General features: G+C 70.5%; 30 protein-coding genes. 15 read left to right on the forward strand and 15 right to left on the reverse strand.

Going from position 1 to position 26,873, the window contains the following annotated elements:
• Window positions 1-128: 128 nt before the first annotated feature.
• Window positions 129-1,103, reverse strand: a complete 975-nt coding sequence (locus tag OHA37_RS21875; RefSeq protein WP_266907757.1) for a LuxR C-terminal-related transcriptional regulator — start codon at window positions 1,101-1,103, stop codon at window positions 129-131.
• A gap of 251 nt (window positions 1,104-1,354) precedes the next feature.
• Between OHA37_RS21875 and OHA37_RS21880 the strand changes: the two genes are divergently transcribed.
• The 5 genes from OHA37_RS21880 (at window position 1,355) to OHA37_RS21900 (ending at window position 5,897) form a co-directional block, all read left to right on the forward strand.
• Complete coding sequence (locus OHA37_RS21880; protein WP_266907759.1) at window positions 1,355-1,543, forward strand: hypothetical protein; 189 nt, start codon at window positions 1,355-1,357, stop codon at window positions 1,541-1,543.
• Window positions 1,544-1,548: 5 nt separating this feature from the next.
• Window positions 1,549-1,818, forward strand: a complete 270-nt coding sequence (locus tag OHA37_RS21885; RefSeq protein WP_266907761.1) for a hypothetical protein — start codon at window positions 1,549-1,551, stop codon at window positions 1,816-1,818.
• An 86-nt stretch (window positions 1,819-1,904) separates the two neighbouring features.
• On the forward strand, window positions 1,905-2,747 hold the full coding sequence (locus tag OHA37_RS21890; protein WP_266907763.1) for a hypothetical protein: 843 nt from the start codon (window positions 1,905-1,907) through the stop codon (window positions 2,745-2,747).
• 69 nt (window positions 2,748-2,816) lie between these two features.
• Window positions 2,817-4,307, forward strand: a complete 1,491-nt coding sequence (locus tag OHA37_RS21895) for a hypothetical protein (RefSeq protein WP_266907765.1) — start codon at window positions 2,817-2,819, stop codon at window positions 4,305-4,307.
• Window positions 4,308-4,445: 138 nt separating this feature from the next.
• On the forward strand, window positions 4,446-5,897 hold the full coding sequence (locus OHA37_RS21900) for a hypothetical protein (RefSeq protein WP_266907767.1): 1,452 nt from the start codon (window positions 4,446-4,448) through the stop codon (window positions 5,895-5,897).
• Between the two features lie 23 nt (window positions 5,898-5,920).
• On the opposite strand, the gene OHA37_RS21905 is transcribed toward OHA37_RS21900, so the two are convergent.
• The 7 genes from OHA37_RS21905 to OHA37_RS21935 form a co-directional block, all read right to left on the reverse strand.
• Window positions 5,921-7,114 carry an MAB_1171c family putative transporter gene (locus OHA37_RS21905; RefSeq protein WP_266907769.1) on the reverse strand — a complete coding sequence of 398 codons (1,194 nt, stop codon included), beginning with the start codon at window positions 7,112-7,114 and terminating at the stop codon, window positions 5,921-5,923.
• A complete protein-coding gene (locus OHA37_RS21910) occupies window positions 7,114-7,635 on the reverse strand; it encodes a hypothetical protein (RefSeq protein ID WP_266907771.1) in 522 nt (173 codons plus the stop codon). The genes OHA37_RS21905 and OHA37_RS21910 overlap by 1 nt, the downstream gene beginning before the upstream one ends.
• A 54-nt stretch (window positions 7,636-7,689) precedes the next feature.
• Window positions 7,690-8,190, reverse strand: a complete 501-nt coding sequence (locus OHA37_RS21915; RefSeq protein WP_266907773.1) for a hypothetical protein — start codon at window positions 8,188-8,190, stop codon at window positions 7,690-7,692.
• Window positions 8,191-8,357: 167 nt separating this feature from the next.
• On the reverse strand, window positions 8,358-9,542 hold the full coding sequence (locus OHA37_RS21920; protein ID WP_266912982.1) for an ABC transporter permease: 1,185 nt from the start codon (window positions 9,540-9,542) through the stop codon (window positions 8,358-8,360).
• 68 nt (window positions 9,543-9,610) lie between these two features.
• Window positions 9,611-10,327 (reverse strand): ABC transporter ATP-binding protein, encoded by a 717-nt coding sequence (locus tag OHA37_RS21925; protein ID WP_266907775.1) that lies wholly within the window; start codon window positions 10,325-10,327, stop codon window positions 9,611-9,613.
• Window positions 10,324-11,520, reverse strand: a complete 1,197-nt coding sequence (locus OHA37_RS21930) for a peptidoglycan-binding protein (protein ID WP_266907777.1) — start codon at window positions 11,518-11,520, stop codon at window positions 10,324-10,326. Before OHA37_RS21930 ends, OHA37_RS21925 begins: the two co-directional genes overlap by 4 nt.
• A complete protein-coding gene (locus OHA37_RS21935) occupies window positions 11,517-12,011 on the reverse strand; it encodes a hypothetical protein (protein WP_266907779.1) in 495 nt (164 codons plus the stop codon). Before OHA37_RS21935 ends, OHA37_RS21930 begins: the two co-directional genes overlap by 4 nt.
• A gap of 89 nt (window positions 12,012-12,100) precedes the next feature.
• Here OHA37_RS21935 and OHA37_RS21940 point away from each other — a divergent pair, with 89 nt between their 5' ends.
• The 3 genes from OHA37_RS21940 to OHA37_RS21950 are packed head-to-tail and all read left to right on the forward strand — an operon-like array spanning window position 12,101 to window position 14,939.
• On the forward strand, window positions 12,101-12,766 hold the full coding sequence (locus OHA37_RS21940; protein WP_266907781.1) for a response regulator transcription factor: 666 nt from the start codon (window positions 12,101-12,103) through the stop codon (window positions 12,764-12,766).
• Window positions 12,763-14,007, forward strand: a complete 1,245-nt coding sequence (locus tag OHA37_RS21945; protein ID WP_266907783.1) for a sensor histidine kinase — start codon at window positions 12,763-12,765, stop codon at window positions 14,005-14,007. The genes OHA37_RS21940 and OHA37_RS21945 overlap by 4 nt, the downstream gene beginning before the upstream one ends.
• Window positions 14,008-14,048: 41 nt before the next feature.
• Window positions 14,049-14,939, forward strand: a complete 891-nt coding sequence (locus OHA37_RS21950; RefSeq protein ID WP_266907785.1) for a hypothetical protein — start codon at window positions 14,049-14,051, stop codon at window positions 14,937-14,939.
• Here OHA37_RS21950 and OHA37_RS21955 read toward each other — a convergent pair.
• From OHA37_RS21955 to OHA37_RS21970, 4 genes are all read right to left on the reverse strand, one after another.
• Window positions 14,911-15,609 carry a transmembrane-type terpene cyclase gene (locus tag OHA37_RS21955; protein WP_266907787.1) on the reverse strand — a complete coding sequence of 233 codons (699 nt, stop codon included), beginning with the start codon at window positions 15,607-15,609 and terminating at the stop codon, window positions 14,911-14,913. The genes OHA37_RS21950 and OHA37_RS21955 overlap by 29 nt on opposite strands.
• A gap of 71 nt (window positions 15,610-15,680) precedes the next feature.
• Entirely contained in the window at window positions 15,681-15,932 is a 252-nt protein-coding gene (locus tag OHA37_RS21960) for a hypothetical protein (RefSeq protein WP_266907789.1), read from the reverse strand.
• A 33-nt stretch (window positions 15,933-15,965) separates the two neighbouring features.
• The gene (locus OHA37_RS21965) at window positions 15,966-16,358 is read right to left on the reverse strand and encodes a type II toxin-antitoxin system VapC family toxin (RefSeq protein ID WP_266907791.1); all 393 of its coding nucleotides are present in this window, start codon (window positions 16,356-16,358) and stop codon (window positions 15,966-15,968) included.
• Window positions 16,355-16,627 carry a hypothetical protein gene (locus OHA37_RS21970; protein WP_266907793.1) on the reverse strand — a complete coding sequence of 91 codons (273 nt, stop codon included), beginning with the start codon at window positions 16,625-16,627 and terminating at the stop codon, window positions 16,355-16,357. The genes OHA37_RS21965 and OHA37_RS21970 overlap by 4 nt, the downstream gene beginning before the upstream one ends.
• A 166-nt stretch (window positions 16,628-16,793) precedes the next feature.
• Here OHA37_RS21970 and OHA37_RS21975 point away from each other — a divergent pair, with 166 nt between their 5' ends.
• The 6 genes from OHA37_RS21975 to OHA37_RS22000 all read left to right on the forward strand — a co-directional run bounded on the left by OHA37_RS21975 (window position 16,794) and on the right by OHA37_RS22000 (window position 25,171).
• Entirely contained in the window at window positions 16,794-17,741 is a 948-nt protein-coding gene (locus OHA37_RS21975; RefSeq protein ID WP_266907795.1) for an LLM class F420-dependent oxidoreductase, read from the forward strand.
• A 17-nt stretch (window positions 17,742-17,758) separates the two neighbouring features.
• Window positions 17,759-18,544: an SDR family NAD(P)-dependent oxidoreductase gene (locus tag OHA37_RS21980; protein WP_266907797.1), complete on the forward strand. Its 786-nt coding sequence runs from the start codon at window positions 17,759-17,761 to the stop codon at window positions 18,542-18,544.
• Between the two features lie 115 nt (window positions 18,545-18,659).
• Window positions 18,660-19,781 carry an LLM class flavin-dependent oxidoreductase gene (locus tag OHA37_RS21985; protein ID WP_266907799.1) on the forward strand — a complete coding sequence of 374 codons (1,122 nt, stop codon included), beginning with the start codon at window positions 18,660-18,662 and terminating at the stop codon, window positions 19,779-19,781.
• A gap of 363 nt (window positions 19,782-20,144) precedes the next feature.
• A complete protein-coding gene (locus tag OHA37_RS21990) occupies window positions 20,145-21,884 on the forward strand; it encodes an N-acyl-D-amino-acid deacylase family protein (RefSeq protein ID WP_266907801.1) in 1,740 nt (579 codons plus the stop codon).
• Window positions 21,881-23,359, forward strand: coding sequence for an aldehyde dehydrogenase family protein (locus OHA37_RS21995; RefSeq protein ID WP_266907803.1), 1,479 nt, complete (start codon window positions 21,881-21,883; stop codon window positions 23,357-23,359). Before OHA37_RS21990 ends, OHA37_RS21995 begins: the two co-directional genes overlap by 4 nt.
• Before the next feature lie 231 nt (window positions 23,360-23,590).
• The gene (locus tag OHA37_RS22000) at window positions 23,591-25,171 is read left to right on the forward strand and encodes an APC family permease (RefSeq protein WP_266907805.1); all 1,581 of its coding nucleotides are present in this window, start codon (window positions 23,591-23,593) and stop codon (window positions 25,169-25,171) included.
• 43 nt (window positions 25,172-25,214) lie between these two features.
• Here the strand turns inward: OHA37_RS22000 and OHA37_RS22005 are convergent, their stop codons facing one another.
• Window positions 25,215-25,403: a hypothetical protein gene (locus OHA37_RS22005; RefSeq protein WP_266907807.1), complete on the reverse strand. Its 189-nt coding sequence runs from the start codon at window positions 25,401-25,403 to the stop codon at window positions 25,215-25,217.
• Between OHA37_RS22005 and OHA37_RS22010 the strand changes: the two genes are divergently transcribed.
• Window positions 25,402-25,698 (forward strand): hypothetical protein, encoded by a 297-nt coding sequence (locus tag OHA37_RS22010; protein ID WP_266907809.1) that lies wholly within the window; start codon window positions 25,402-25,404, stop codon window positions 25,696-25,698. The genes OHA37_RS22005 and OHA37_RS22010 overlap by 2 nt on opposite strands.
• 27 nt (window positions 25,699-25,725) lie before the next feature.
• On the opposite strand, the gene OHA37_RS22015 is transcribed toward OHA37_RS22010, so the two are convergent.
• Both OHA37_RS22015 and OHA37_RS22020 read right to left on the reverse strand, forming a co-directional pair.
• The gene (locus tag OHA37_RS22015; protein ID WP_266907811.1) at window positions 25,726-26,229 is read right to left on the reverse strand and encodes a nitroreductase/quinone reductase family protein; all 504 of its coding nucleotides are present in this window, start codon (window positions 26,227-26,229) and stop codon (window positions 25,726-25,728) included.
• On the reverse strand, window positions 26,226-26,852 hold the full coding sequence (locus OHA37_RS22020; RefSeq protein ID WP_266907813.1) for an NAD(P)-dependent oxidoreductase: 627 nt from the start codon (window positions 26,850-26,852) through the stop codon (window positions 26,226-26,228). Before OHA37_RS22020 ends, OHA37_RS22015 begins: the two co-directional genes overlap by 4 nt.
• Window positions 26,853-26,873 lie beyond the last annotated feature (21 nt).

Below are 26,873 nucleotides of genomic sequence, written 5' to 3' on the forward strand. Positions count from 1 at the left end.
CCACTGCTTTACCTGCTGGTCACGCGTTCTTCCGGCGCACCAGCTCGGTGATCCAGGTGGGTGCGTACGGAGAGGTGCGGCCGTAGCCGCCGCTCGGCCACGGCCGGTGCCGGCCGTGGCCTGGGTCGTCAGAGCCAGCCGCGTTGGGAGGCTTTGAGGCCGGCCTCGAAGCGGCTGGTGGCTTCCAGGCGTTCCATCAGGGCGGACATCTGGCGGCGTACGGTGCGCAGGGAGACGCCGAGACGTTTGCCGGCGGCCTCGTCGGTCATCCCGGAGGCCAGCAGTTTGAGCAGTTCGCGTTCGTTCTGCGTGATGCCGTCCTGAAGGGGCCGCGCGCGGGTCGCGCCGAGGGGGACGGCCGTGTTCCAGGTCTGTTCGAAGAGGGTGACGATCGAGGCGACGATGCCGGGTGCGGTGGTGCACAGGGCGCCGAGGCGGGAGTTGGCCGGATCGATCGGGACGATGGCGGTCGTGCGGTCGAAGACCAGGAGGCGCGGGGGGAGCAGAGGGCTGGTGCGTACCTCGCCGCCGTTCTCGGTCGTCCATTGCGCGTACGCGAGGGTGGCCAGGTCGTTCCTCGCGCTGTCCTGATAGATGACGCGCATGTCGATGCCCAGGGCCAGGGCCTTCTCGTCCAGGACCCGGGAAGCGTCCAGGCTCGCCTGGGACTGGGCGCCCCCCGGTGCGATGGCGAGGCATTCGCTGGTCATCTCTTCTGTGAGCGTCTCCAGCCGGGACTGGATGGCGTCGAGTCCCACCAGGCGTTCGGTGCCGTCGGTCTCCGTGTTGGGCCGGAGGCCCGCGTACTCGGCCACCGCGCGGGCGGCGGCCGCCTTGCTCAGGTCCAGCGCGTGCCGGCGGCGGATCAGGTCCTCTTCCTGGCGGCGCAGTAATTGCTCCAGGCCGGCCTCCGGGCTGACGGGGCGCAGCCCGCCGGCGGTGTCCCGGGACGGTGTGAGCAGGCCCAGGTCCACGAGTTGATCCAGGCTGTCCCTCACCTGGGCTTCGGAGAGCCCCGTCCGCTGCACGAGTTCGGCCATGCCGCCGGTGGGCTGCATCAGCATCCCCCGGTAGACGGTCTCCAGATGCGCATCAAGTCCCAACGCTTCGAGCACAGCTCAGCCCCCCGGCCGTGTGGCGGTTCATCCCCGTCCGGTCGATCGTAATCGCCAACCTGTCCTCATGGTGCCTGACTGCTTGATGCCATTCGGGATCTCTTCCGGGACGGCGGGCGCATCAGCAGGATGGTGTTCACCGGCCGGGGGATGCGAATCCCACCCAAGGCCAGGGCCCACAAGGCCGGCCGGTGCGGCGCGCTCCCTTCTGTAAGACACCGATGAATCCGGGGGAACTCATGTCTCGCTCCTTGCAGTTGTTCGCCGCCGCCTGTCTCACCGCTCTTCTCTCCACCACCGCCGCGGTCGCCTCCACGTCGGGGCCCACCGTCATCGGCTGGGACTCGGTCCGGGCGGCAGCTGCGGGCCCCCAGGTCATCGGCTGGGATTCCGCTCCGGCGGACATGCAGGTCATCGGCTGGGACTGAACCGGGTGCGGGTGATTCTGGGGCACCTGGCCCGCACGTCGGCCGACCCCGTCCCCGCGACCGTGGTTCCGCTGATCCAGGATCTGCTCTGGGCGCACGCCAGGCCGTCCGACGTCCTTGAGCACGTACGAGTCCGCCCGGCTGCCCACGGGCTGGACGTCTACCTCTTCGTCAGCTCACCGAGCGAGGCATCGGCGATGGCCCGGATGCGTGAGCTGCTCTGCCGCGCGGAGCAGCCGATCGCCCGGCACGGCTTCAGCATCTGTCCGCGCTGATCCGGCGAAGCCTCATCAGGGTTGGCGATTTAACTCGACGCCCTTCCTCGTTCATCCCCCTGTCCTTCACCACACCCGGAGTCGTCATGCCCGCACGCCCGACCCGATCCGCCTTCAGTGCCGTTTCGATGGCCATCGCCGTCTGCGCAGCGGCCATGGCGACCGCCGGCTGCAGCACCGGCTCCGATGCCTCACCGGTCGAGGCGGTCCGCGCAGCACCCCCCGTCTCCCAGACGCCCACCCCCTCGACGAGCGCTGCTCCGCCGGGCCGGGAATCCCCCGCACCGAAGGCGACGAGCGGGCAGTCCCCGGATCCGGCAGCGCCCCAGGCGCCTGCCGGAAAGGCGGAGCAGGGGAAGGGCGATCCGGGCACGGCGCGCACCGTCGCGGTGAAGCCGGAGGGCCTGGAGAAGCTGCCCGTCGAGAAGACCCTCGGCTGGAAGCCGGACGGGCCCCTGAGCAGTCAGGAGCTGCAAGGGCAGAAGATCACGCTGAACGAGTGCGGGACGGTCGAGGGCGCCACGCTCTGGCAGCAGCAGGGATACCTGAGTTCGGCCAGGAACGCCGCCGGCCAGCAGCTGTTCTTCTTCCCCGACGTCGCGTCCGCCAAGGCCGCGTACGACCGGCTCGTAGCCGACATGAACACCTGCCAGAGCACTTCTCGCGGGCTCCAGGCCCGTGAGGGAGTGCCGCAGGACGCCGTCGTGACCGTCACCGCCACCTCCAAGGACGGCACCGCCTGGTCGCGGCACTGGAACGGAGTCGGCGGCATGTCGGCCCGTGACGTACAGACCAACCACCTCTACGCCGTCCACCAGGGCGACCACCTCACGCTCTTCCAGTTCGACGAGCTGGCCGAGCGTCCCGCACCACCGCACGACACCGGCACGGACGCCGCCGTACTCGGCGCGCTCGCCGCCCAGAACTGAGTGCGGCCTCCCTTCGGGAACGGCCCCGCTCGATCCCTTTCCGCTCAACTCTCTTCATCAGGAGTCACGTTGTCCGTCAAGATCTCGACCCTCCGCACCACGAGCGTCATCACCGCCGCCCTCGCGGCCTCGCTCGTCCTGTCCGTCCTTCCCGCCCAGGCCGACAGCCTGCAGGCCACCTACGCTTCCGTCACCTCCACCGGCTCACTGGGCAACAACGCCGCCCCCGGCGGCAAGGTCACTCGCAGCCAGGCCATATCCAGGGCCCAGGTCTGGGTGGACCAGAAGGTTCCCTACAGCACGAACGGCCTCGAAGCCCCGTACAGCTGGTGGGCCGACAGCAAGACCGGAGGCCGCTACCGACAGGACTGCTCCGGCTTCGTCTCGATGGCCTGGCAGCTCAACTCCAGCCGCACCACCCTGTCCCTGCCCGCCGTCTCCGCGCAGATCAACAAGTCGGACCTGAAGCCCGGCGACATCCTCAACAGCAACGATCACGTCGTCCTGTTCGCCGGCTGGCGCGACAAGAGTGCGGGCACCTTCAACTACTACCAGGAGAGCAGCCGTAGCCGGCCGACGAACTACAACACCGACGGCAACGTGTACGGGTCCACCCTGGCGAGCCACCCCATGAGCAGCTACCTGGCACTCCGCTACGACAACATCGCCGAGGACTCCGTGCCGGTGCCGACTCCTGCGTCGAGGGTGCATGTGGAGATCGTGGGTGCGGATGGGGGGATGCACAACACGGATGCGGATTATGCGGCGGGTCAGTGGACTGGGGCGTGGACTGCCATGGGTGGTAGTGCGCTGAAGGGTCTGACGAGTGCGGTGACGGGGAACACGATGCATGTGTTCGCTTTGGGGTCGACGGGTCGTGTGTATACGAAGGATGCGAATTACACGACTGGGCAGTGGAGTTCTGGTTGGCAGGAGGTTCCTGGGGACTTCGAGGGTGCGACGGCGATTTCGGCTTCGGGGGTCGGTAACCAGGTGCATCTTGAGGTGCTTGGTGCGGGTGGTGTGATGCACAACACCGATGCGGATTACGGGACTGGTCAGTGGACCGGTGTGTGGACGGACATGGGTGGTACGGGGCTGAAGGCTCTGACGAGTGCGGTGACGGGCAGCACGATGCACGTCTATGCGGTGGGTGCGGAGGGTCAGGTCTTCACGCGGGACGCGAATTACGCGACTGGTCAGTGGACGGGTTGGCAGTCGGTTCCGGGTGGGTTCCTGGGTGCGACGGCGATCTCGGCTTCGGGGGTCGGCAGCCAGGTGCATCTTGAGGTGCTTGGTGCGGGTGGTGTGATGCACAACACCGATGCGGATTACGGGACTGGTCAGTGGACCGGTGTGTGGACGGACATGGGTGGTACGGGGCTGAAGGCTCTGACGAGTGCGGTGACGGACAAGACGATGCACGTCTATGCGGTGGGCGCTGGTGGTCAGGTCTTCACGCGGGACGCCAATTACGCGACCGGTCAGTGGACGGGTTGGCAGTCCGTTCCCGGTGACGAGTCCGGTGCGACCGCCATCACCGCCTCCACCACCAAGTAACACCCAGGCAGGCCCCGAGGACAGGGGCATGACGTCCGGACGAAATGCCGGGCGGCATGCCCCCTGTCCCCCTCATGGCGCCGAGCCCCCTTGCCGGCACGCCACCACCGTCCTTGCGCCCAGAAAGCCGATTCCCTCATGAAGAACCACGCCCGACGTCTCCTCTCCATAGCCGTGATGACCGGCGCCCTCGCCGCACCGATGCTCGTCGCCGCAGGCCCCGCGCACGCCCTGCTCCCCAACCGGTCCTGCGGAACCATCGCCGGTACCGACAGTGCGACCGCCGCGAACCTCAACAAGGTCCTCACGGGCAAACTGCGCGGCGCGATGAACGCCTACCGTCTCTCCTGTGCGCGGGCCATAGCCGATGCCTCCCGCGACCGCGGTCTGGCGGACCGGGCCGCGGTCATCGCCATCACGACGGCCATCGTCGAGTCCGTGCTGGAGAACAACCCCAACAGGCTGGACCTCGACAGCGTGGGCCTCTTCCAGCAGCGGGACAGCTGGGGGAGCTTCGAGAACCGGCTCAACCCCACCTGGTCCACGAACGCCTTCCTCAACGAGATGGTGCACCTCTATCCGAACAACTCCTGGCAGAGCCAGCCGATTGGTGTCGTGAGCCAGAAGGTCCAGCGTTCGGCGTACCCCGACCGCTATCAGCCCGAGGCCGCCGACGCACAGCGAATACTCAACGCCCTCTCCGCTCCCCCGCCCGCTCCGACTCCTGCGTCGAGGGTGCATGTGGAGATCGTGGGTGCGGATGGGGGGATGCACAACACGGATGCGGATTATGCGGCGGGTCAGTGGACTGGGGCGTGGACTGCCATGGGTGGTAGTGCGCTGAAGGGTCTGACGAGTGCGGTGACGGGGAACACGATGCATGTGTTCGCTTTGGGGTCGACGGGTCGTGTGTATACGAAGGATGCGAATTACACGACTGGGCAGTGGAGTTCTGGTTGGCAGGAGGTTCCTGGGGACTTCGAGGGTGCGACTGCGATTTCGGCTTCGGGGGTCGGTAACCAGGTGCATCTTGAGGTGCTTGGTGCGGGTGGTGTGATGCACAACACCGATGCGGATTACGGGACTGGTCAGTGGACCGGTGTGTGGACGGACATGGGTGGTACGGGGCTGAAGGCTCTGACGAGTGCGGTGACGGGCAGCACGATGCACGTCTATGCGGTGGGTGCGGAGGGTCAGGTCTTCACGCGGGATGCCAATTACGCGACTGGTCAGTGGACGGGTTGGCAGTCGGTTCCGGGTGGGTTCCTGGGTGCGACGGCGATTTCGGCTTCGGGGGTCGGCAGCCAGGTGCATCTTGAGGTGCTTGGTGCGGGTGGTGTGATGCACAACACCGATGCGGATTACGGGACTGGTCAGTGGACCGGTGTGTGGACGGACATGGGTGGTACGGGGCTGAAGGCTCTGACGAGTGCGGTGACGGACAAGACGATGCACGTCTATGCGGTGGGCGCTGGTGGTCAGGTCTTCACGCGGGACGCCAATTACGCGACCGGTCAGTGGACGGGTTGGCAGTCCGTTCCCGGTGACGAGTCCGGTGCGACCGCCATCACCGCCTCCACCACCAAGTAACACCCAGGCAGGCCCGGTCGCCCCTACCGCATCGACGGTCGGGGCGTCCGGGCTGTGCCGGTGTCGCCCGCGGGCTCGTAGGCGGCGGCGACCTTGAGGAGCCAGGCGATCTCCTCGCGCGGTGTGCGGCCTCCGGTGGTGCGGTCGAGGGTGGCAGGGAGTGCGGGGGCCGGCAGGTGCCGGGCCCGCTGTTGTACGGAGAGCCGGAGCCAGCGGGCTTCCGTGGCGGCCCGGTCCGTGTCGCCGGCGGCGTGCGGCACGGCGGCCGGGGGGTCCTCGGCGGGGGTGTCGTCGCGCAGGGCGAGGGCGGCGTCGCGGATGGCGAAGGCGCGGTGGGCCACGTCGAGGGAGCGGTCGCCGAAGGTGAACAGTTCGCGGACGCGGCTGGTGGCGGGCGTGCCCAGGACCACGTGCGGCACCGCCGTCACGAGGTCCGCCCACAGCGGGTGCAGCCGCCACAGTGCGTACTGGTCACGGAAGTAGCGGACCAGGACCCGGGTCGGCGGAATGGATACGCCGAGGAAGAGCAGCACCACGGTGATGGCGGGCAGCAGCTCGCTGATCGAGTCCGTGAGCGGTACGGGATTGCCGTCGGCGTCCAGGATCGTGGAGTCGCCCTGCCTCAGGATGAAGTAGATCCGGTAGAGGGTGTAGAGGAACCCGTTGGCCGTCGCCGCGGCCAGGCAGGTGACCCCGACCCGGAGCAGCCCGGGGGCCACGTTGCGGCGGTTCGACCAGAAGAGGACCGTCGCCTGTACGGAGGACGCCGCGTACACGGAGTAGAAGACGCCCAGGTAGAGCTGCACACCGGGGTGGCCGTAGTGGGCGTCGATGCCGTACGCGCCGGTGTAGTCGTGCGGGAGGGCGAACGCGAAGAGGGCCGTCAGGACGGCCATCGCGGTTCCGGTGAAGATCAGCCTCAGGCGTGCGGCGCGCTCCTGACCGGGCCGCTTGTGGATCGCGTGGACGTAGTCGAGGAGGAAGGAGGCGGCCGCGACTCCGGCGAGGTGCTTGACGAGCAGGGTGACGTCGCCGATCCCGGTCAGCGACTCCAGCAAGCCCGCGATCCGGGGCGGGCGGGTGCTGAGCCCGATCGCGCCCGCGACGAAGGTGGCCCACAACGCGCGGTTCGCCCGGGTGCCGAACGCGGAGGGCGTGCGCCAGATCACCACGCTCCAGGCGAGCAGCGGCATCAGCCATTCGAACAGCGGGCGCATCAGCGCTTCCTCCAGCGGCGGGTGCGGACCGGGTGCAACAGGCTGTCGGCCAGCCGGCCGGAGGCGGGATCGAGCTGGTCCGTGGACCCGCAGCGGTCGGCCAGCAGGAGCGCGATCATTTCCGCCTCCTGTTCCTCGGCGGTGTCGTAGTTCGTACGGTTCCCGCCCATCACCTGGGCGACGGCTTCCGGTGTCAGGTCGGGCATCAGCGCGGCCAGGTGGGACAGTTCCACGACGCCGGAATGGCCGCACAGGACGTGGCCGAGTTCGTGGAGCTTGATGAGGTCCTGGTGCGCGGGGCTGGTGTGCTGCTCGTAGAAGACGACGTCGACGCTCGGCATGGCGATCCACATGCCGCAGGGCGCGTCACGGCCCAGTACGGGCAGGGGCTCCATCACGATGGGCCGGCCGCGTTGGTGTTCCAGGGAGGCGCGGAAGCCTTCGACGGTGAACGGGCTCGGCAGGTCCAGGCCCGCGAGCACGGCCTCACAGCGTTTGCGCAGACCTCGGGGAAGCGGCATGTGTGAAGGAACGTTTCTGTCGAGGTGGAAAGGGAGCGGGCCCGCTGGTCGCACTCACTCGGTGCCGGTCGGCCCGTGCCTCGATTCGCCGCTTCCGGCGTTGTCCTCGAGCTGTTTGAGCTTGTCGGCGAGGGCGACCAGCATGTGGAGACTGCCGTCCGAGAGTCCCGAAGCCCGCTGGACGAGGCTGACCACCTCGGAGTTGCCCAGGGCCTGCCGCAGATCCCCGATCTTTTCCAGCCGCTCCAGCTGTTCGTCCACCACGGCGGCCTTGGCGTCGTCCACGAAGTAGCTCGCACCGGCCCGGATCCCGAAGCCGCGGCCGAGCCAGTCGAGGGTGTCCACGGTGGGGTTGGGGACCTGCCCCTTCTGGGTCACGCCGTGGTGCAGGTTGCGGATGGTGTCCTTGGAGATGACGTCGCGCCCCGCCAGCCGGTTGATGCGCTCGGTCAGTTCGCGGTACGTCGGTGCCCGTCCACCCGCTTTGACCGCCTCACGGCCGATCAGCCGGTCCACCCGCTCGGCGATCTTCCGCGCACGTTCCGCCGAACGCACAGGTCCCTCCGCGTCACCGGCGACGCCGTGCTCCACCGAATTCACCCCGACCCCCGATCAAGACTCCTACCGTACCGTCGGGCCACCGGTCCCGGTACGGCATCGGCCGGCACCGGAGATGCACGGCCGCGGACGGCCGCGCACCTCCGGTCAGCGGTCACCCGTCCCTACGCCGCCTGCAGCGCGAGCGTCGGTGAAAGCCTCGCCGCGCGGACCGCCGGGTAGAGGCCTGCGACCGTGCCGATGGCCAGGGTTGAGGCGAAGCCGCCCGTGACCGCCCAGAGGGGGACCACCCAGGGGAGGTCGCCGGCTCGGGCGTACACCGCCGTGGCCGCGCCGCCCAGCACGATGCCCGCCAGGCCGCCCAGGCCCGACAGGAGCAGGGACTCCGTGACGAACTGGATGCGGATCTGGCCCTTGGTGGCGCCCAGGGAGCGGCGCAGGCCGATCTCGTGCCGGCGTTCCAGTACCGAGATGATCATGGTGTTGGCCACCCCGACCCCGCCCACCAGCAGGGCGATGCCGCCGAGGCCGAGGAGGAGGGTGCTGAAGGCGCCCTCGGTGGCGGCCTTCGCCTGGAGGGCCGCCGACGGGTCGGTGACCGAGACCGTGGTCGGGCTCTGCGGGTTGGCCGTCTTGGCGATGAGGTTCCGGACCTGCTGGACGCGGTCGTCGGCGGAGCGCTCGTAGACCGACGTGGGGTGGCCGTCGAAGCCCAGGAGGCTCTGGGCGGCATCCCAGCCGATGAGCGCCGAGCGTTCGATCTCCGGGGCGAGGGGGATCGGCTCCAGGATGCCGATGACGGTGAAGTACTGCCCGCCGATGAAGACCTGCCCGCCCGGCGCCGTCATGCCCAAGCGCTCGGCGGTGACGTGCCCGAGGACCACGGACGGGTAGCGGCCCGTCGCGTCGTTGAGCCAGCTCCCGCTGTGCATCCGGGCCCGGAGCGTCTTCAGGAGCTCGTCCTTCGCCGCCTTCAGGGCGATGCCGCCCGTCTCCTCCTTCGGGATGTTCTCGCTGCGGCGGACGGACTCCATCACGTCGCCCGTCGTGCCGACCGATTCGACCCCGTCGATCCGGGCGATCATGCCGGGGGCGTCCTTCGGCAGCTTGGTGTCCTGTCCCGAGAACATCGACTGGCCGGGGGTCGCGACCATCATGTTCGTGCCGAGCTTGTCGAGTTCCTGGAGCAGCTTGGCCTGGCTCGACGAGGAGATGCCGACGACCGCGATCATCGTCGCGATGCCGATCGCGATCCCGAGCGCCGACAGGAACACGCGCATCGGCCGCGAGCGCAGCCCCGCCGATCCCACGTGGAACACGTCCCGCGGGCCGAGGCGCGGCGGGGACAGCTTGCGGGCTTTCCTCTCGGCCGCGCGGGCCTTCTTCTCCGCCGCGCGGGACTTCGTACGGGCACCCACTACGCGCCCACCCCCAGCGCGCTCGCGTCCGCGTTCCACACGTCCGCCACGATCTCGCCGTCGCGGATGCGGACCTGCCGGGGCAGGCTCGCCGCGATCTCGTTGTCGTGGGTGATCACGGCGATGGTGGCCCCGTCCTGGTTGAGCTCGTGCAGCAGTTCCATCACCGATTCGCCGGACGCCGTGTCCAGGGCGCCCGTCGGTTCGTCGGCGAGCAGCAGGTCCGGTTCGCCCGCCACCGCGCGGGCGATCGCCACGCGCTGCTTCTGGCCGCCGGACAGTTCGTGCGGCCGGTGGTCCATGCGGTCGCCGAGGCCGACGCGCTCCAGGGCGCGTTCCGCCCGCCGTCCGCGTTCGGCGCGGGACAGGCCGGAGTACAGCAGTCCCTCGGCGACGTTGGCCCGGGCGCTGATGCCCGGTACCAGGTGGAAGGACTGGAACACGAAGCCGACGTGGCGGGAGCGCAGCGCCGACAGGGAGCGGTCGGAGAGGGTCGCGATGTCGTACCCGGCGATGGCGACGCGGCCGGCGGTCGGCCGGTCGAGGGTTCCGACGATGTGCAGGAGCGTGGACTTTCCCGAGCCCGACGGTCCTACGATGGCGAGGAGTTCGCCGTTCAGGACGGTGAGGTCGACTCCGCGCAGGGCCGCGACCCCGCCGGGGTACTCCTTGGTGACTCCGGTCAGTTCGACGACCGCGTGGGCGTGTGTGTTCATGACGCGGGGACTCCGACGAGCATGCCCTCCTTGAGGGCGTCCCCCTTCACCTCCACCCGGCCCTGGCCGAACATGCCGAGCTCGACCTTGACCTCGCGGACCTTGCCGTCCTCGACGACCTGGACTCCGAAGCCGCCCTCGGCGAGGGCGAGGAGCGAGTTGACCGGTACGGAGAGCACCCCCTTGCGGACCTCGCCCGTCAGGCTCACCGAGACCGGGGACTGGTCGGGGCCGGTGGCCTCGGAGGGGTTGTCGAGGGCGATCTCGACGTCGACCTTCGGCTTCTTGTCCCCGCCGCCCCCGCCCCCGCCGCCCGAGGACGGGTCGTCGCCGTTGGCGGTGGCACCGACCGAGCTGATCTTTCCCTTGCCGGTGCCTCCGCCGGGCAGGCTCACGGTCACCGGGTCACCGGTCTTGACCTTGCCCGCCTTGGCCACGTCCAGCTGCAGGCGGACCATCCGCTCGGTGCCGGTCACGGTCATGACGGGCTTGCCGGAGGCGGCCTCGTCGCCGACGGCCATGTCGTTCTTCTGGATCCGCTGGGGTCCGGAGGCGAAGGCGATGTCGCCCTTGCCGACCTCGCCCGTCTCCTTCACCTTGTGGGACTTCTGCCAGCGCTTGACGGCGGTGGCCGTCCCGGCGGTGAAGGTGCCGTCCGTGGTGTCCAGGCCGGTGCCGAACCCGAGGGCCTGGAGGTTCTGCTTGAGCTGTTTGACGTCCTCGCCCTTGTCCCCGGACTTCAGGGGCCGGTACATGGGGGTGGTGCCGTACATCAGGCGCACCGGCTTGCCGTTGACCTCGTAGAGCTTGCCGTCCCGCTCCACGGAGGAGCCGGCGGGTGCCACCCACGTCAGGGTCGCGGAGCCGGAGCCGGAGCCGGACCCCGACCCGGAGCCCGCCCCCGCCCCGCCCGCGCCGGGGGCTCCGCCGACACCGCCCGTCCCGCCGGGCGCGTCCGCACCCACCGCGTTGAGCTTGCGTTCCTTCGCGAAGCCGAGCGTTCCGTCGGCCTTGATCCCGGAGCTGAGGTCGCTGCGCTTGACCGGAGAGGTCGCGCCCGGCAGTCCGTCCGAGCGGTCCTGCTTCGAGTCGCTGGGGCCGGTCCCCGGCTGGGCCACGACCGCGTACCCGCCGCCGGTGACGGCGAGCACGACGACCAGCGAGCCCAGGACCCACTTCGCGCGCTTGCTCACTTGTCCGCGCTGCACTTGTTGAGTTGGTCCATGAACTTGTCCTTGTCGACGCCGTCGGGGACCGAGAAGCCCGTGCGCGCGTTCCCGTTGAACTCCGGGTCCGGCATGTCGAAGCCGTTGTCCCGCATGCACTTGGCCTGGGCGAGGGCCTTGTCCTTCTCGGCCTGCGGTATCTCGCCGCCGGCGCCGGGGCCCGTCATCCCGCACTTCTCCATGGCCTTCTTCATCGCCTCCTGGTCCGCGCCCGCACCCACCGTCATGCCGCGCGGGTCCTCGCCGGGCTTCGGGTCGGGAGCGTCCACGCCGTTGTCGCGCAGGCACTTGCGCATCTTGAGGGCGTTGTCGGCGTCCGTGCCGCCGCTGGATCCGCCGGACTGAGAGGAGCCGTCCTGCTTCTTGTCCGATCCGCCGGTGCCGCCCCCGCACGCGGTGACGAAGAGGGTCAGGCCGGTGAGGAGGGCGGCCGCGGTCATGGTCGTAGATCGCTTCATGGGCCCGAGCGTGCGTGAGGAGGGGGTTTCGCTTCTCTAAACCCCCGCGCTTATGACGAGGAAATGTCCCCCTCCGGTAAAGAGGGAGGATGCGAGTTCTGGTGGTGGAGGACGAGGAGTTCCTGCGGGAGATGATCGCCGAGGGGCTGCGCGGTGACGCGCTGGCCGTCGACGAGGCGAGCGACGGCCTGGAGGCCCTGAACCGCCTGCGCCTGGGCGCGTACGACGTCCTGATCCTCGACCGCGACCTGCCCGGCCTGCACGGGGACGAGGTCTGCCGCCAGGTGGTGCGCGAGCGGCTGCTGACCCGCGTCCTGATGCTGACGGCCTCCGGGACCGTACGCGACCGGGTGGAGGGCCTCGGCCTCGGCGCCGACGACTACCTCACCAAGCCCTTCGCCTACGACGAGCTGCTCGCCCGCGTCCTGGCGCTCGGGCGGCGCGCCCAGCCGGCCCTGCCGCCGGTGCTGGAGCGGGCGGGGGTGGCCGTGGACGTGGCGCGGCGCACCGCCACCCGCGAGGGGCGCAGGCTGGCGCTCTCGCGCAAGGAGTTCGCCGTGCTGGAGTCGCTGCTGCGCGCCGAGGGCGCGGTCCTCAGCAGCGACGACCTGATCGAGCAGGTGTGGGAGGAGGACACCTCGTACAGCACCAACGCGGTACGGGTGACCCTGAGCAAGCTGCGCGCCAAGCTGGGGGAGCCGCCGCTGATCGAGACCGTCCCCGGCGCCGGATACCGGATCGGTGATCCACGATGAGAGCAGTGCTCCACTCCGAGCGCGCCCGTCTCACCACCCTCTACGGCTCCCTGCTGCTCCTCGCGGGCGGCGGCCTCATCGCACTGATCAACATCCTGCTCCGCAACGGTCTCTACAGCCGCATCAGCGGGGCCGTCACCACCACCGTCCCGGCCTTCGAGGGCACCCCGCCGCCCGCTGTCCCGGGCCAGCGCGTGCCGGTCCCCGCCGAGAAGCTCGACCCCGGAGCCACCCCACTCCCCGAGCAGGTCGCCCAGTGGCAGGCCACCAAGAACCTGACCAGCGCCGTCGAGCAGGCCACCCTCCACGAGCTCCTGATCGTCTCCCTCGTCGCCCTCGCCGTCTTCGCCGTCCTGTCCATCTGGCCGGCCTGGTGGATGGCCGGCCGCGTCCTGCGCCCCGTCGGCGTGATCACCGAGACGGCCCGGCGCCTGTCCGCCGCCAACCTCCACGAGCGGATCGGCCTCCAGGCCCCGCCCGGCGAACTCAAACGGCTGGCGGACACCTTTGACGGGATGCTCGACCGGATGGAGGACATGGTCGGGGCGCAGCGCCGGTTCGCCGCGAACGCCGCCCACGAGCTGCGCACCCCGCTCGCCGTCCAGCGGGCGGCCGCCGAGATCGGGCTGGCGGGGGAGCCGTCGCCGCAGAAGGTGGCCCGGATCCGCTCCAAGCTCATCGAGGTCGCGGACTCCAGCCAGCACCTCGTCGAGTCGCTGCTCCTGCTCGCCGTCTCGGAGGAGGGACTGGAGGCGACGGAACCGGTGGACCTGGCGGACCTCGCGGAGGCGGAGCTCGCGGGGATCGAGGGGACGGTCCCTCAGGACATGGCGGTCGTACGGGACCTGGGGCCGCTGACCGTCGCGGGCGACCGGACCCTGCTGGGCCACCTCGTACGGAACCTGCTGGTCAATGCCGTACGTCACAACCGCGCGGGCGGCCGTCTGGAGGTGACGACCTCCCGGGAGGGGGTGCTGACGGTCTCCAACACCGGCCCGGTGATCGAGCCGGGGGACGTGCCGCGGCTGCTGGAGCCCTTCCGGCGGCGGGCGGAACGGCAGCATACGGCGGGCGAGGGCGCCGGGTTGGGGCTCTCGATCGTCGCGTCGATCGCGCGGGCGCACGGTGCGGAACTGACGGCGCGGGCCAATCCGGCGCCGGGCGGTGGGCTGATGGTCCGGGTCTGGTTCCCCGCCGAGCCGCCGGTGGCGCGACCCGCCGAGGAAACGCCGGGAGCTTGACCGGGCAACAAAATGAAGATCGGCTGTGTACGGTCGGGTCAATGAGCAAGCACGCCCGAGCCGGCTCCCGCGCGTCCCGTCCGTCCCGCACCCCCGGGGCGTCCCGCCCGACCCGGCGCATCCGCGCCGGTGGTGCGCGGCGCGCCGGCGGTGCCTCGCGCGGTTCCCGGCGTGCCCGCAGCTCGCGCCCGCTCGCCTTCGCGGCCGCCCTGGGACTGCTCGGCTTCGGCGTGGGCTGGGCGTACCTGGCCCAGGACCCGCCGGCCAACGCGGCGGCCCTGGCAGCCGCCGACGCCCGGCCGCCGGCCGAGAACCGGGCCGCGCGGGCCGCCGAGCGCGACCCCTTCCAGGGCCTGCCCGAGGTCAGCGAGCGGACCCGGGCGAAGATCCCCGCGGACGCCCGCCAGCTCATCCTGGTCACCGGCAAGGCCAGGGGCTCCTCGGAGTCCACCGCGGCCCTGTACACGCGCCCGGCGGCCGGCGCCGACTGGCTGAAGAGCGACAGCTGGCCCGCGCGCAACGGAGCCAAGGGCTGGTCCACGGAGCGTACGTACGGGGACCTGACCTCCCCCGAGGGCGTGTTCGCGCTGACCGACGCGGGCGGTCTGCTGGCGAAGCCGCAGGGCACGAAGTTCCCGTACGACCAGGACGCCTCCTTCGTGGCGACGGGCCGCGGGGTCAACGGCGAGTCGCTGCTCGGCTCCTTCGACTACGTCGTCGCCATCGACTTCAACCGCAAGAAGGGGGTGAGCCCCCTCGACCCGACGAAGCCGGAGGGCGAGGAGAAGGGCGGCAACATCTGGCTCCACGTGGACCACGACGGCCCCTCGCAGGGCTGCGTGGGCATCCCGAAGGCCGCGATGAAGCAGGTCCTGGAGACCCTCGACCCGGCGGCGAAGCCGGTCATCGTGATGGGGCCGAAGGGCTTCTGACGGGCTCGCCCGCAGCAGGCTCCTCGCCCGCAGCAGGCACCGCGCCCGCCGCCGTCTTCCCGCCCGCAGCCGGGTCGCGGGCCAGCAGGGCGATGTAGGCCAGGTCGAACACGGTGCACAGCAGCCCCAGCCCGAGGATGAACGGGGCGTCCTCGATGACTCCGAAGAGGATGGTCGGCGCGAGCGTGCCGAGCCATTTGGCGACGGCCATCACCAGTGACTGCCCGTGCCGGCCGCCGCGGCTCGCGTAGAGGGCGATGAACAGCCCGGACATCAGCAGGTTCTGCAGGAACGCGGAGTAGCGGCTCGCGTCGTGGTGGCCGAAGTGGGCGAGGAAGAGCCACTGCACGGCGAAGGCGCTCGCGAAGAGGAGTGCGGTCCAGACGGCGAACAGCGGCCGGGTGACGAAGCCGGGCAACTCGGCCCGCCCGTAACGCAGATACGTGTACACGATGACGATGTCGGCGAGGGCCCACACCACGTTGACGATGCCCTGCGCCGAGACCCCGACGCTGAACTCCCGTACGGCGTAGGTCGACTCCCATGCGAAGTTCAGCGCGAGCGCCGCGACCGGCATCGCGTACGTCCGGTCGCGCAGCCCCACCCGGATCGCCTCGGCGTACACGAGGGTCCAGGCCAGCCCGCTGATCAGCGTCAGAAGGAGATCCACGCGCGGCACCCTAGCGGGCGGCCGGGAGCCCGGACATCCCCCAGGAGGTCACGGTCCGAGGTCCGCCTTGGTCAACGGTTCCTCGCCTCGGCCAGCCGCCGGTCCAGCTCCTCGTCGAGGTCCCGCTGCTCGGCGGCCGTGGGGCCGTAGCCGTTCCACACCTGCAATGCTGCACGGGGAGCCTGATGGGCAGGATCGGCCGGGGTCGGCAAGCTCTCGGCCAGGCGGGTCAGATAGGCGCGTAGGGACAGTCCCTCGGAAGCTGCTACAGCGGCGAGCCGGTCCTTGGCTTCCTTGGGAATGCGGATGTTCGCGTCGGACATGGTGGCACTCCTCTCCATTCAGTGGTCCCGCCGTCAGATCTTGACGACCCGGATCCGCTTCCCGCACAGCATGGACAGGTCCTCGGGGTCCGAGGTCAGCAAGGTGACGGGTCCGGGTTGGGCGAGGGCGGTCGCCGCCACGATGGCGTCCAGGGCGTACTTGTGCCCGTGCAGCCCGGCGGTGGCGAGCAGCTTGCTCGCGTGCCGCACGATGGCCTCGCCCGGCGGGACGATGTTCACGCGGGAGACCGCGTAGTCGAAGCGGGCCTGGTTCACCCGGGGGTCGCGCGCCTCGACGAGGGTGACCGAGCTGATGACCACCCGGATGTCCTCAGCTTCCGCAGCCGTGAGCCACTCCAGCAGGCCGGGGTCTTGCCGTACGAGTCGGGAGAGGCCTTCGCAGTCCAGGACGAGGGTCCCGCTCATGCGGCGTCCGACGAGGCTGCCGTCTCGCCGCGCAAGATCGCTCGCTTCTCGTCGACCGCCGTGGGATCGGCCGGGCCGTTCACGGATTCGGAGTCCTCGATCAGCTCTCGGAGTCGATCACGCTCCAGCTGTCGCTGAACCAGCGTTTCGATGTACGCGGACATGCCGCGCTTGCCGGTGCGCGCCTTGAGTGCCGCGATCGTCCCCTCGTGAAGCGAGACGGAGACGGGCCGGGTGGGACCTTCGCCGGGTGCGGGCTGGTCAGTCATGAAGCCATCGTAACAAAACTCATGTTATTTGGCGTGGGGTGCCGCGCCGGGGCCTGGTCGCCGCTTCGGGTGGCGTCGACCCCTTGCCTGACGACCCGTCAGCTACGACGATGGCCCCCGCACCGGTATGACGAATCGGCAGTCGAGGACGAGGCGGGTACGGCCCATGGCGCGCGTGTTTCCGGAAGGTCGGCTGGTCTACGGGATGCAGCTCCCGATCCAGTCGCAGAGCACCATCTACGCAGAGCCCTGGGAGGCCACGGCGGACGCGGCCGACCTCGCCGCGGTGGCCAAGGCGGCCGACCGGGCCGGCTTCGGCTACGTCGCCACCTGCGACCACGTGGCCATCCCGCGGCACATGGCCGGCCCCATGAGCACCATCTGGTACGACCCCATCGCCACCCTCTCCTTCCTGGCCGGGATCACCGAGAACGTGCGGCTGCTCAGCCACGTCGCGATCCTCGGCCTGCGCCACCCGCTGCTCAGCGCCAAGCAGTACGCCACCGTCGACCACCTCTCCGGCGGCCGGCTGATCCTCGGTGTCGGCGCGGGGCACGTGAAGGAGGAGTTCGAGGTGCTCGGCGTGGACTTCGCGCGCCGCGGGGCCGTCCTCGACGAGACCCTCGACGCGCTGCGCGCCGCCCTCGGCCCCGAGGAGTACCCGGAGTTCGAGGGCGAGCTGTTCTCCTTCAAGGACCTCGGGCAGCTGCCCCGCCCCGTCCAGTCCCGGATCCCCGTCTGGGTGGGCGGGTCCTCGCCCGCTGCCGTGCGGCGGGCCGCCGTGCGCGGCGACGGCTGGCTCCCGCAGGGCGACCCGCTCGACAAGCTCCCGGCCCAGATCGCCCGGATCAAGGAGCTCCGCGCCGAGGCCGGGATCACGGGACCCGTGGAGTTCGGCGCGATCACCGCGCCGCTGTACGTCGGCGAGCCCGGCTGGGACACCGGCCGGCGGACCCTCACCGGCAAGGCGGAGGCGCTCGCCGAGTCGCTGCGCGCGTACAAGGCGATCGGCATCGACCAGATCCAGGTCCGCTTCCGCAATCGCGACCGGGCCGAACTCATCGACCAGATCACGGCTTTCGGGTCCGAAGTGGGCCCGCTCCTCAACGACTAGCGACTTAGGGGTACGGCATGGGCAAGCTGGACGGACGCGTCGTCATCATCACCGGTGCCGCGCGCGGCCAGGGCGAGCAGGAGGCCCGGCTCTTCGCCTCCGAGGGCGCCAAGGTGCTCCTGGGCGACGTACTGGACGAGCAGGGCGCGGCGGTCGCGAAGGAGATCGGCGAGGACCGGGCCCGGTACGTACGGATGGACGTGAGCCGGGAGGAGGACTGGGCGGCCGCCATCGCGGCGGCGAAGGAGGCCTTCGGTCCGGTGAACGGCCTGGTCAACAACGCGGGCATCCTGCGCTTCAACGAGCTGACCGCGACCCCGCTGGAGGAGTTCCAGCAGGTGGTGCAGGTCAACCAGGTCGGCGCCTTCCTCGGCATCAAGTCGGTGGCCCCGGAGATCGAGGCGGCCGGCGGCGGCACGATCGTCAACACCTCCTCGTACACGGGGCTCACCGGCATGGCGTACGTGGGCACGTACGCGGCGACCAAGGCGGCGATCCTCGGCCTGACCCGGGTGGCGGCGCTGGAGCTGGCCGCGAAGAACATCCGGGTCAACGCGATGTGCCCGGGGGCCGTGGACACCGCGATGGCCACCCCCGGGAACACGAATCCGGCGGACCTGCCCCAGGAGGCCAGGGACGCCATGGCGGAGCTCTACAAGCGCGTCGTGCCGATGGGCCGGGTGGGCCAGCCCGAGGAGATAGCCAAGCTGGCGCTGTTCCTGACCAGCGAGGACTCCTCGTACATCACCGGGCAGCCGTTCGTGATCGACGGCGGCTGGATGGCGGGCGTCAGCATCGGCTGACTCCCTCCGACCACATCTGATGGAGCGTCAGGTATTGACGCTCCCGCCCCCGCGATGGAACAGTCGTGACATCGAATCTGACGCAACGTCAGAAACAGAAGGACGGTGAATCCCCTTGGAATTCGGGCTCTTTGTGCAGGGATACGTGCCTGAGGCACGGTCCAAGGTCGACCCCGAGGCAGAGCACAAGGCGCTGATCGAGGAGACCGAGTACGTCATCCAGGCGGACAAGTCCGGGTTCAAGTACGCCTGGGCCTCCGAGCACCACTTCCTGGAGGAGTACTCGCACCTGTCGGCGAACGAGGTGTTCCTCGGGTACCTCGCTCACGCCACCGAGCGCATCCACCTCGGCTCCGGCATCTTCAACCCGCTCGCCCCGGTCAACCACCCGGTCAAGGTGGCCGAGAAGGTCGCCATGCTCGACCACCTCTCCAAGGGGCGCTTCGAGTTCGGCACCGGCCGCGGCGCCGGCAGCCACGAGATCCTCGGCTTCCTCCCCGGCATCGAGAACATGGACGGGACCAAGGAGATCTGGGAGGAGACCATCGCCGAGTTCCCCAAGATGTTCCTCCAGGAGGAGTACGAGGGGTTCCAGGGCAAGCACTGGTCGCTCCCGCCGCGCAAGATCTTCCCCAAGCCGTACGGCAAGGCCCACCCGGCCATGTGGTACGCCGCCGGCTCCCCGGCCTCGTACGCCATGGCGGCCAAGAAGGGCCTCGGAGTCCTCGGCTTCAGCGTCCAGAAGGTCTCCGACATGGCCTGGGTGCTGGACCAGTACAAGACCGCGATCCAGGAGGCGAAGGCCATCGGCGCCTTCGTCAACGACAACGTCATGGTCACCTCGACCGCGATCTGCGCCGAGACCCACGACAAGGCCGTCGAGATCGCCGTCAACGCCAACATGAACCGCTTCCAGTCGCTGGTCTTCCGCTACCACGACACCTTCCCGCGCCCCGAGATGATCCCCGAGTGGCCCGAGATCCTCCCCGAGTACAACGCGGAGATCATCGAGCTGCTGATCGCCGAGGAGCTGCTCATCTGCGGCGACCCGTCCGAGGTCCGCGCGCAGTGCAAGCGCTGGGAGGAGGCCGGCGCCGACCAGCTCTCCTTCGGTCTGCCGACCGGTGTCTCGCCCGAGGACACGATGACCACCATCAAGCTCATCGGCGAGCACGTCATCCCGCACATCGACACCGACCCGGTGCACCGCACCACGCGCTTCCGCGAGGCCGTCTGACCCGGCGGGGGAACTCGGGGCGGCGTCTTCCCGGACCGCCGCCCCGGAACCGGCCCCGGCCGGAGCCATGCCGAGGCCGCGGCCGGCCCGGCGGGCTCCGGCCGGGGCCCTGGGCTGCGGCCCGGCAAGCGCGGAGCCGCTGCCGGGGACCGGCCCCCGGACCCCCGCTCCTCAAACGCCGGAGGGGCTGGACTCGCCCGCCCCCGGCGGGGCTGGGTTCTGGCTGACCGAGGCCCGCAGGTTGACCGCCGGGGGTTGGGAAAACCAGCCCCTCCGGCGTTTGAGGAGCGGGGTCTGGGGCGGAGCCCCAGGAGCGGCGCCGCCCCCTGATCGCGCACCGCAAGCGAAGGCTGAAGGGACGTCATGCTCGACCACCTGATCAAAGGCGCCACCGTCGTGGACGGGACCGGCGCCCCGGCCCGCGTGGCCGACGTAGGGATACGCGACGGCCGGATCGCCGTCATCGCCGAGCCCGGATCGGTCACGGAACCCGCGGCGAGCAGCGAGGACGCGACCGGCCTCGTCCTCACCCCCGGGTTCATCGATCCCCACACGCACTACGACGCCCAGCTCTTCTGGGACCCGTACGCGACCCCCTCCATGAACCACGGAGTGACCACCGTCGCGGGCGGCAACTGCGGATTCACCCTGGCCCCCCTCAACCCGGCCCGCCCGGAAGACGCCGACTACACCCGCCGCATGATGAGCAAGGTCGAGGGCATGGCGCTCAAGGCCCTCGAAGAGGGCGTCGACTGGACCTGGTCCACCTTCGGCGAGTACCTCGACGCGCTCGACGGCCGCATCGCCGTCAACGCCGGCTTCATGGTCGGCCACTGCGCGCTGCGCCGGCACGTCATGGGCGAGGACGCCGTCGGCGGTCAGCCCACCGAAGAGCAGATGCAGGCGATGCTCGACCTGTTCCACGACGCCATGAACGCCGGCGCCTGGGGCCTGTCGACCACCCAGTCCTCCACCCACTCCGACGGCTCCGGCGCCCCCGTCGCCTCCCGGCACGCCAAGCCCGAGGAGCTCCTCGCCCTGTCCCGCGCGGTCTCCGAGCACGAGGGCACCCAGCTCGAAGCGATCGTCGCGGGCTGCCTCGACCAGTTCGCCGACGAGGAGATCGACCTCTTCGTCGAGATGAGCGCGGCCGCCGGACGGCCCCTGAACTGGAACGTGCTCACCATCGACGCCTCCGTCCCCGAGCGCGTGCCGCGCCAGCTGATCCCCAGCGAGCGCGCCCGCAAGGCCGGCGGCCGCATCGTCGCGCTGACGATGCCGATCCTGACCCCCATGAACATGTCGCTCGGCACCTTCTGCGCCCTCAACCTCATCCCCGGCTGGGGCGAGATCCTGGGCCTGCCCGTCCCCGAGCGCATCGCGAAGCTGCGCGACGCGGACGTGCGCGCCGAGATGCTGGTCCGCGCGGCCAGCAAGGAGGCCGGGGTCTTCCGGCGGCTGGCCAACTTCGGCCGCTACGTCATCGGCGACACCTACAGCGAGGCGAACGAGGGCCTGTCCGGCCGCGTCGTCAACGACATCGCGGCCGAACGCGGCCAGGACGCCTTCCAGTGCCTGGTGGAGATCTGCGCCAACGACGACCTGCGTACGGTGCTCTGGCCCATGCCGACCGACAACGACCCGGCGAGCTGGGCGCTGCGCGCCGAGACCTGGCAGCACGAGGACGTCATGCTCGGCGGCTCCGACGCCGGCGCCCACCTGGACCGCATGTGCGGAGCCCCGTACACGACCCGCTTCCTCGGGGACTGCCTGCGCGGCCGCAAGCTGGTGCCGCTGGAGCAGGCGGTACGGATGCTCACCGACGACCCGGCCCAGCTGTTCGGCCTGCGCGAGCGCGGCCGGATCACCGAGGGCTTCCACGCGGACCTGGTGCTCTTCGACCCGGAGCGGATCGAGGCGGGACCCGCGACGCTCGTGCACGACCTGCCCGGGGACAGCCCGCGGCTGGACGCGCGGGCGATCGGCATGGTGTCCGTACGAGTCAACGGCGTGGAGACCATCCGCGACGACGAGGTGACGGGGGCGATCCCGGGGATCGTGCTCCGTTCGGGCCGGGACACGAGGACGGTGAGCACCAAGTGAGCAGCGCTACGGACGCCCCGCAGAAGCTCTACATCGGCGGCGAGTGGGTAGAGCCGTCCGGCGGGCACTACGCGGTGGTCAACCCGGCCGACGAATCCGTCGTCGGCCTGGCCCCCGAGGCCTCGCGCGGCCAGGTCGAGGACGCGGCGCGCGCCGCGGCCGCGGCCTTCGAGGGCTGGTCGCGGACGAAGCCGGAGGAGCGGGCCGCGATCCTGGACCGGGCCGCGGACATCATCCAGCGCGAGTACGAGCCCTGGGCGGCGCTCGCCCAGGCCGAGACGGGCGCCCCCACCGGGATCGCGCGCGGCATGCAGGTCGGGGTGGGCGTGGCCCGCTTCCGCCGGTACGCGAAGGGCGCGCTGGAACCGGTCGAGCGCGGGCTGCCGCCGCAGGTCACCGAGGCGGGCCCGATGGGTGCGGCGAGCATCATCGGCGCCCTGGAGGTGCGCCAGCCGGTCGGGGTCGTCACCTGCATCACCTCGTACAACAACCCGTGGGCCAATCCGGCGGGCAAGGTGGCCCCGGCGCTGGCCATGGGCAACACGGTCGTGGTCAAGCCGGCCCCGCAGGATCCGCTGTCGGTGTTCCGGATGGCCGAGGCCCTGCACGAGGCCGGGGTCCCGGCGGGCGTGGTGAACGTGGTCTCCGGCACCTCGGTGGAGGTCGGCGAGGCGGCCGTGGACTCCCCGGACGTGGACATGGTGTCCTTCACCGGCTCCACGGGCGTCGGGCAGCGCATCGCCGAGGTCTGCGGCCGCACGATGAAGCGGCAGCTGATGGAGCTGGGCGGCAAGGGGGCGGCGATCGTCCTCGCGGACGCCGACCTGGACGCGGCGGTGATGGGGATCGGCACCACCTTCTCCTTCTACTCCGGGCAGATCTGCACGGCTCCGACCCGGGTGATCGTCCACCGGTCGGTGTACGAGCAGCTGGTGGAGAAGCTGCAGGGCTACCTGGCCTTCATGAAGGTCGGGGATCCGGCGGTGCGCGGCACGGTGGTGGGCCCGGTCATCTCGGCGGCGCACCGGGACCGCGTGGAGTCGTACATCGAGCTGGGCAAGAAGGAGGGTGCCCGGGTCGCCTTCGGCGGCGAGCGCCCGGTGGTGGGTACGGAGGGCAAGGGTTTCTACGTGGCCCCGACGCTGCTCGTCGACTGCACGAACGACATGCGCGTGGTCCGCGAGGAGATCTTCGGGCCGGTCGTGGTGGTGGTCCCCTTCGACGGGGATGAGGACGAGGCGGTGGCGCTGGCCAACGACAGCGACTTCGGCCTGATCAGCTACGTGTGGTCCGCGGACGCGGCGCGCGCGTTCCGGGTGGCGCGGCGGCTGCGGGCGGGCGGGGTCGGTGTGAACACCATCGGGCGGAACATGGAGGCGCCGTTCGGCGGCTTCAAGCGGTCCGGTGTGGGGCGGGACGTGGGCTCGTACGCACTGCACGCCTACAGCGAGATGCAGTCGATCGTCTGGGCTTGACCAAAAGTTGACCTGGAAAGTTTGAAACCGGCCAAAACGGACAGTGCTGCGGTTTCCGCATAGTGAAATTAAAGGTCCAGGCCTGCCGAAACGATGATCGGCGGGCCTGTGAACCTTGTATTACATCCTCGTGAAGACTCCAACTCTCAGGATTCCAAGGACTTTGGACGCGTGTGGATCCGGACTTCAGTCCTCCAGATGTGGAAAACGCAGCGTCTAACGTCCTGACGTATGACACAGCTGGACGTCCGGCCCCAGGCCGGAGACACGGTAGGCGGAGCCACCCCCCAGGGTGGCTCCGATGGTGACGTGCGCGGCAAGGGCCTCGGCAAGGGCTCCGTCGGCCTCGTGGGAAGCGCCGTCATCGGCATCTCCACCGTCGCCCCGGTCTACTGCCTGACCTCGACCCTCGGCTCCACCGCCGGTGAAGTCGGGATGCAGATGCCGGCGATCTTCCTGGCCGGGTTCCTCCCGATGCTGCTGGTCGCCTTCGCGTACCGCGAGCTCAACAAGGCCATGCCGGACTGCGGCACCTCCTTCACCTGGACCGTGAAGGCCTTCGGCCCGCGGATCGGCTGGATGTGCGGCTGGGGCCTGGTGATCGCCACGATCATCGTGCTCTCCAACCTGGCCGGCGTCGCCACCTCCTACTTCTGGCTGCTGGCCGGCGAGGTCACGGGCAACGATGCGATCGCCGCCCTGGACGACAACAAGCTCGTCCACATCGTCACCTGCCTCACCCTCATCGCCGCCGCGACCGCCATCAGCTACCGCGGCATGACGGCCACCAAGGGCGTCCAGTACGCGCTCGTCGGCCTCCAGCTCGCCGTCCTCGCCATCTTCGTGGCGATGGCCTTCCAGAAGGCCTCGGCGGGCACCTTCGACACCGGCCTGGACTTCTCCTGGTCCTGGATGAACCCCTTCGCGGTCGAGTCCATGGCGGCCTTCACCGCCGGACTCTCGCTCTCGATCTTCATGTACTGGGGCTGGGACGCCTGCCTGGCCACCAACGAGGAGACCACCGGCTCCACCAAGACCCCCGGCCGCGCCTCGCTCATCGCGATGGTCGTCCTCGTCGGCTCGTACCTGGCCACCGGCATCGCCGCCCAGATGGCCGTCGGCTCCGGCGGCGAAGGCCTCGGCCTCGCCAACGAGGAGACCTCCGGCAACGTCTTCGCCGCCCTCGCCGGCCCGGTCATGGGCCCGATGCTCGGCGTCCTGCTCTTCATCGCGGTCCTGGCCTCCGCCGCCGCCTCCCTGCAGACCACCTTCATCCCGGTGGCCCGCACGGTCCTGGCCATGTCCACGTACGAGGCGCTGCCGCCCTCCTACGCCAAGGTCCACCCGAAGTTCAAGACCCCCGGCCGCGCCACGATCATGGCGGGCGTCGCCACCGGCGTCTTCTACACGGTGATGACCCTGGTCAGCGAGAACGTCCTGACCGACACGATCTTCGCGCTCGGCCTGATGATCTGCTTCTACTACTCGCTGACGGCCTTCGCCTGCGTCTGGTACTTCCGCGGCGACCTGCGCAAGTCCGCCCGCGACCTGTTCTTCAAGGGCGTCTTCCCGGTCCTGGGCGGCGTGCTGCTGGCCTCGGTCTTCTTCAAGACCCTGTACGACGCGTGGGACCCCTCCTACGGCTCCGGCTCCACGCTCCCCGGCCTCGACGTCGGCAACGTCTTCGTCATCGGCGTCGGCCTGCTGGCCCTCGGCCTGGTCGTCATGTTCATCACCGAACGCCGCAGCCCCGCCTTCTTCCGCGGTGAGGTCCTGACGAAGTCCACCCCGTCCCTGGTGGTCGAGGACTGACCCCAGACCCCGGGGGGCCCGGCGCCCCCACCCTCCCGCTGTGTCATGCACGCCCGCGGCCCCGGATCGATCCTCCGATCCGGGGCCGCGGGCGTTGTCGGCCGAGGGTGTCCTGCTCGTCGCCGAACTCGGCGACGATCTTGAGCTTGCCGCCGAGGGCGCGTACGTAGGCGGCGAGGGCGGGTGGGGTCGGGCGGTAACTCGGGGTCGGGCGAGTCGTTGGGCCGGGCATGAACACCATCAAGCGCAGCCTCGCCGCCCTTGTCCTGTCCGGAGGAGCCGCCCTCGCCCTCTGCCCCGCCGTCGCGCACGCCGCCGACGAGCCCGCCATCCAGGGGCCCCCGATCACCCAGCGCGTCGGCGAGATCGTCGACCACCCCGGTGGCGCCGTCAAGGACGCGAAGACGGCGGTGGAGATCACCGCCTCGGCCGCCGGTTCCGCGTCGAAGGCGACCGACGCCTCCCTCGGCGGAACCGGCACCGCGCTGTCGTCCGGGCTGCCGAAGGCGCCGAAGGTGCGGGCCTGAGGGCTTGGGCGCCTGCGCGTCTGAGGTTCAGGCGGCGGTATGGGTGGCCGTACGGGTGGCCGTACGGGTGACCAGGACCAGCGGGATCTCGCGGCCGGACGTCCGGGCGGCCGCGCCCCGGTAAGCCGCGTACGAAGGCATCGCGGCCACCACCACCGGCCACAGCCGCTCCGCCTCCGCCGGGGTCGCGGGGCGGGCGAGCGCCGGGAAGCTCTCCGTGGCGACCTGGAGCGTGACGGCCGGGTCGGCGCTCAGGTTCAGGTACCAGGCCGGGTGCTGCCCGGCCCCCGCGTTGGATGCCGTGAGGACGTACGAGTCCCCATCGGCCACGTAGGCCAGCGCCGTGCGCCGCAGCACCCCGGAGCGGCGCCCCCGCGTGGTCAGCAGCAGATCGCGGATCCCGGGGCGCGGTACCCCGCCGGTCTCCTCGAAGTGGCGGATGTGGTCCGCCACCCAGGGGTTCGGGCTGTCGGTGGGGGCCGCGGGATGCGGGGTGGCGGCCGGGGTTGTTGGGGCCTGGGTCGCGGTCATGCCCCCGTCACCCCCGCGTGGGTGCGGTGCACGGTCGGGGCCAGGACCTCGTCCAGGACGGCCCGGGCGAAGTCCGCGTGCGGGATGCGGGCCCCGGCGTCGGCGGGAGCGAAGGCGTAGCCGCCACCGGGCCCCGTCCCCGCGGGGGAGAAGTCGCCGGAGGGGCTCAGCACCGCCCAGTCCAGGCCCGCCGGGGCGGCCGCCCGCAGCGCCTCGGTGCCGGCGCCGTGGCCGACGTAGAACTCCCGCCACTCCTGCGGGTAGCCCGGGGTGTCCATCAGCAGCGCCCCGGAGTCGGTGGGCAGCACGGACGCCAGCCCGACGGAGACCAGGCGCCGCACCCCGGCCCCGCCCAGCCCCGCCGCCAGCGCGCGGGCGGCCGCCGGGAAGAACTCGCCCGGGGCGGCCCCCGTGTCGTACACCGCCGCCACCGCCGCGTCGTGCCCGGCGGAGAGCCGCGCCACGTCAGCCGCCGAGGTGACGTCCCCGTCCCCGCGGCCGGCCTCGGTCACCTCGTGGCCCCGGGCCCGGGCCTCGGCTACGACTGCCCGGCCGACGCGGCCACCCGCGCCGAAGACGATGATCTTGCTCTGTCCGATCCCCTGAATCCCCTGGTTCGTCATGCCACGGACCCTAGGGGGAGG

This window comes from Streptomyces sp. NBC_00335, from assembly GCF_036127095.1.
GTDB lineage: Bacteria > Actinomycetota > Actinomycetes > Streptomycetales > Streptomycetaceae > Streptomyces.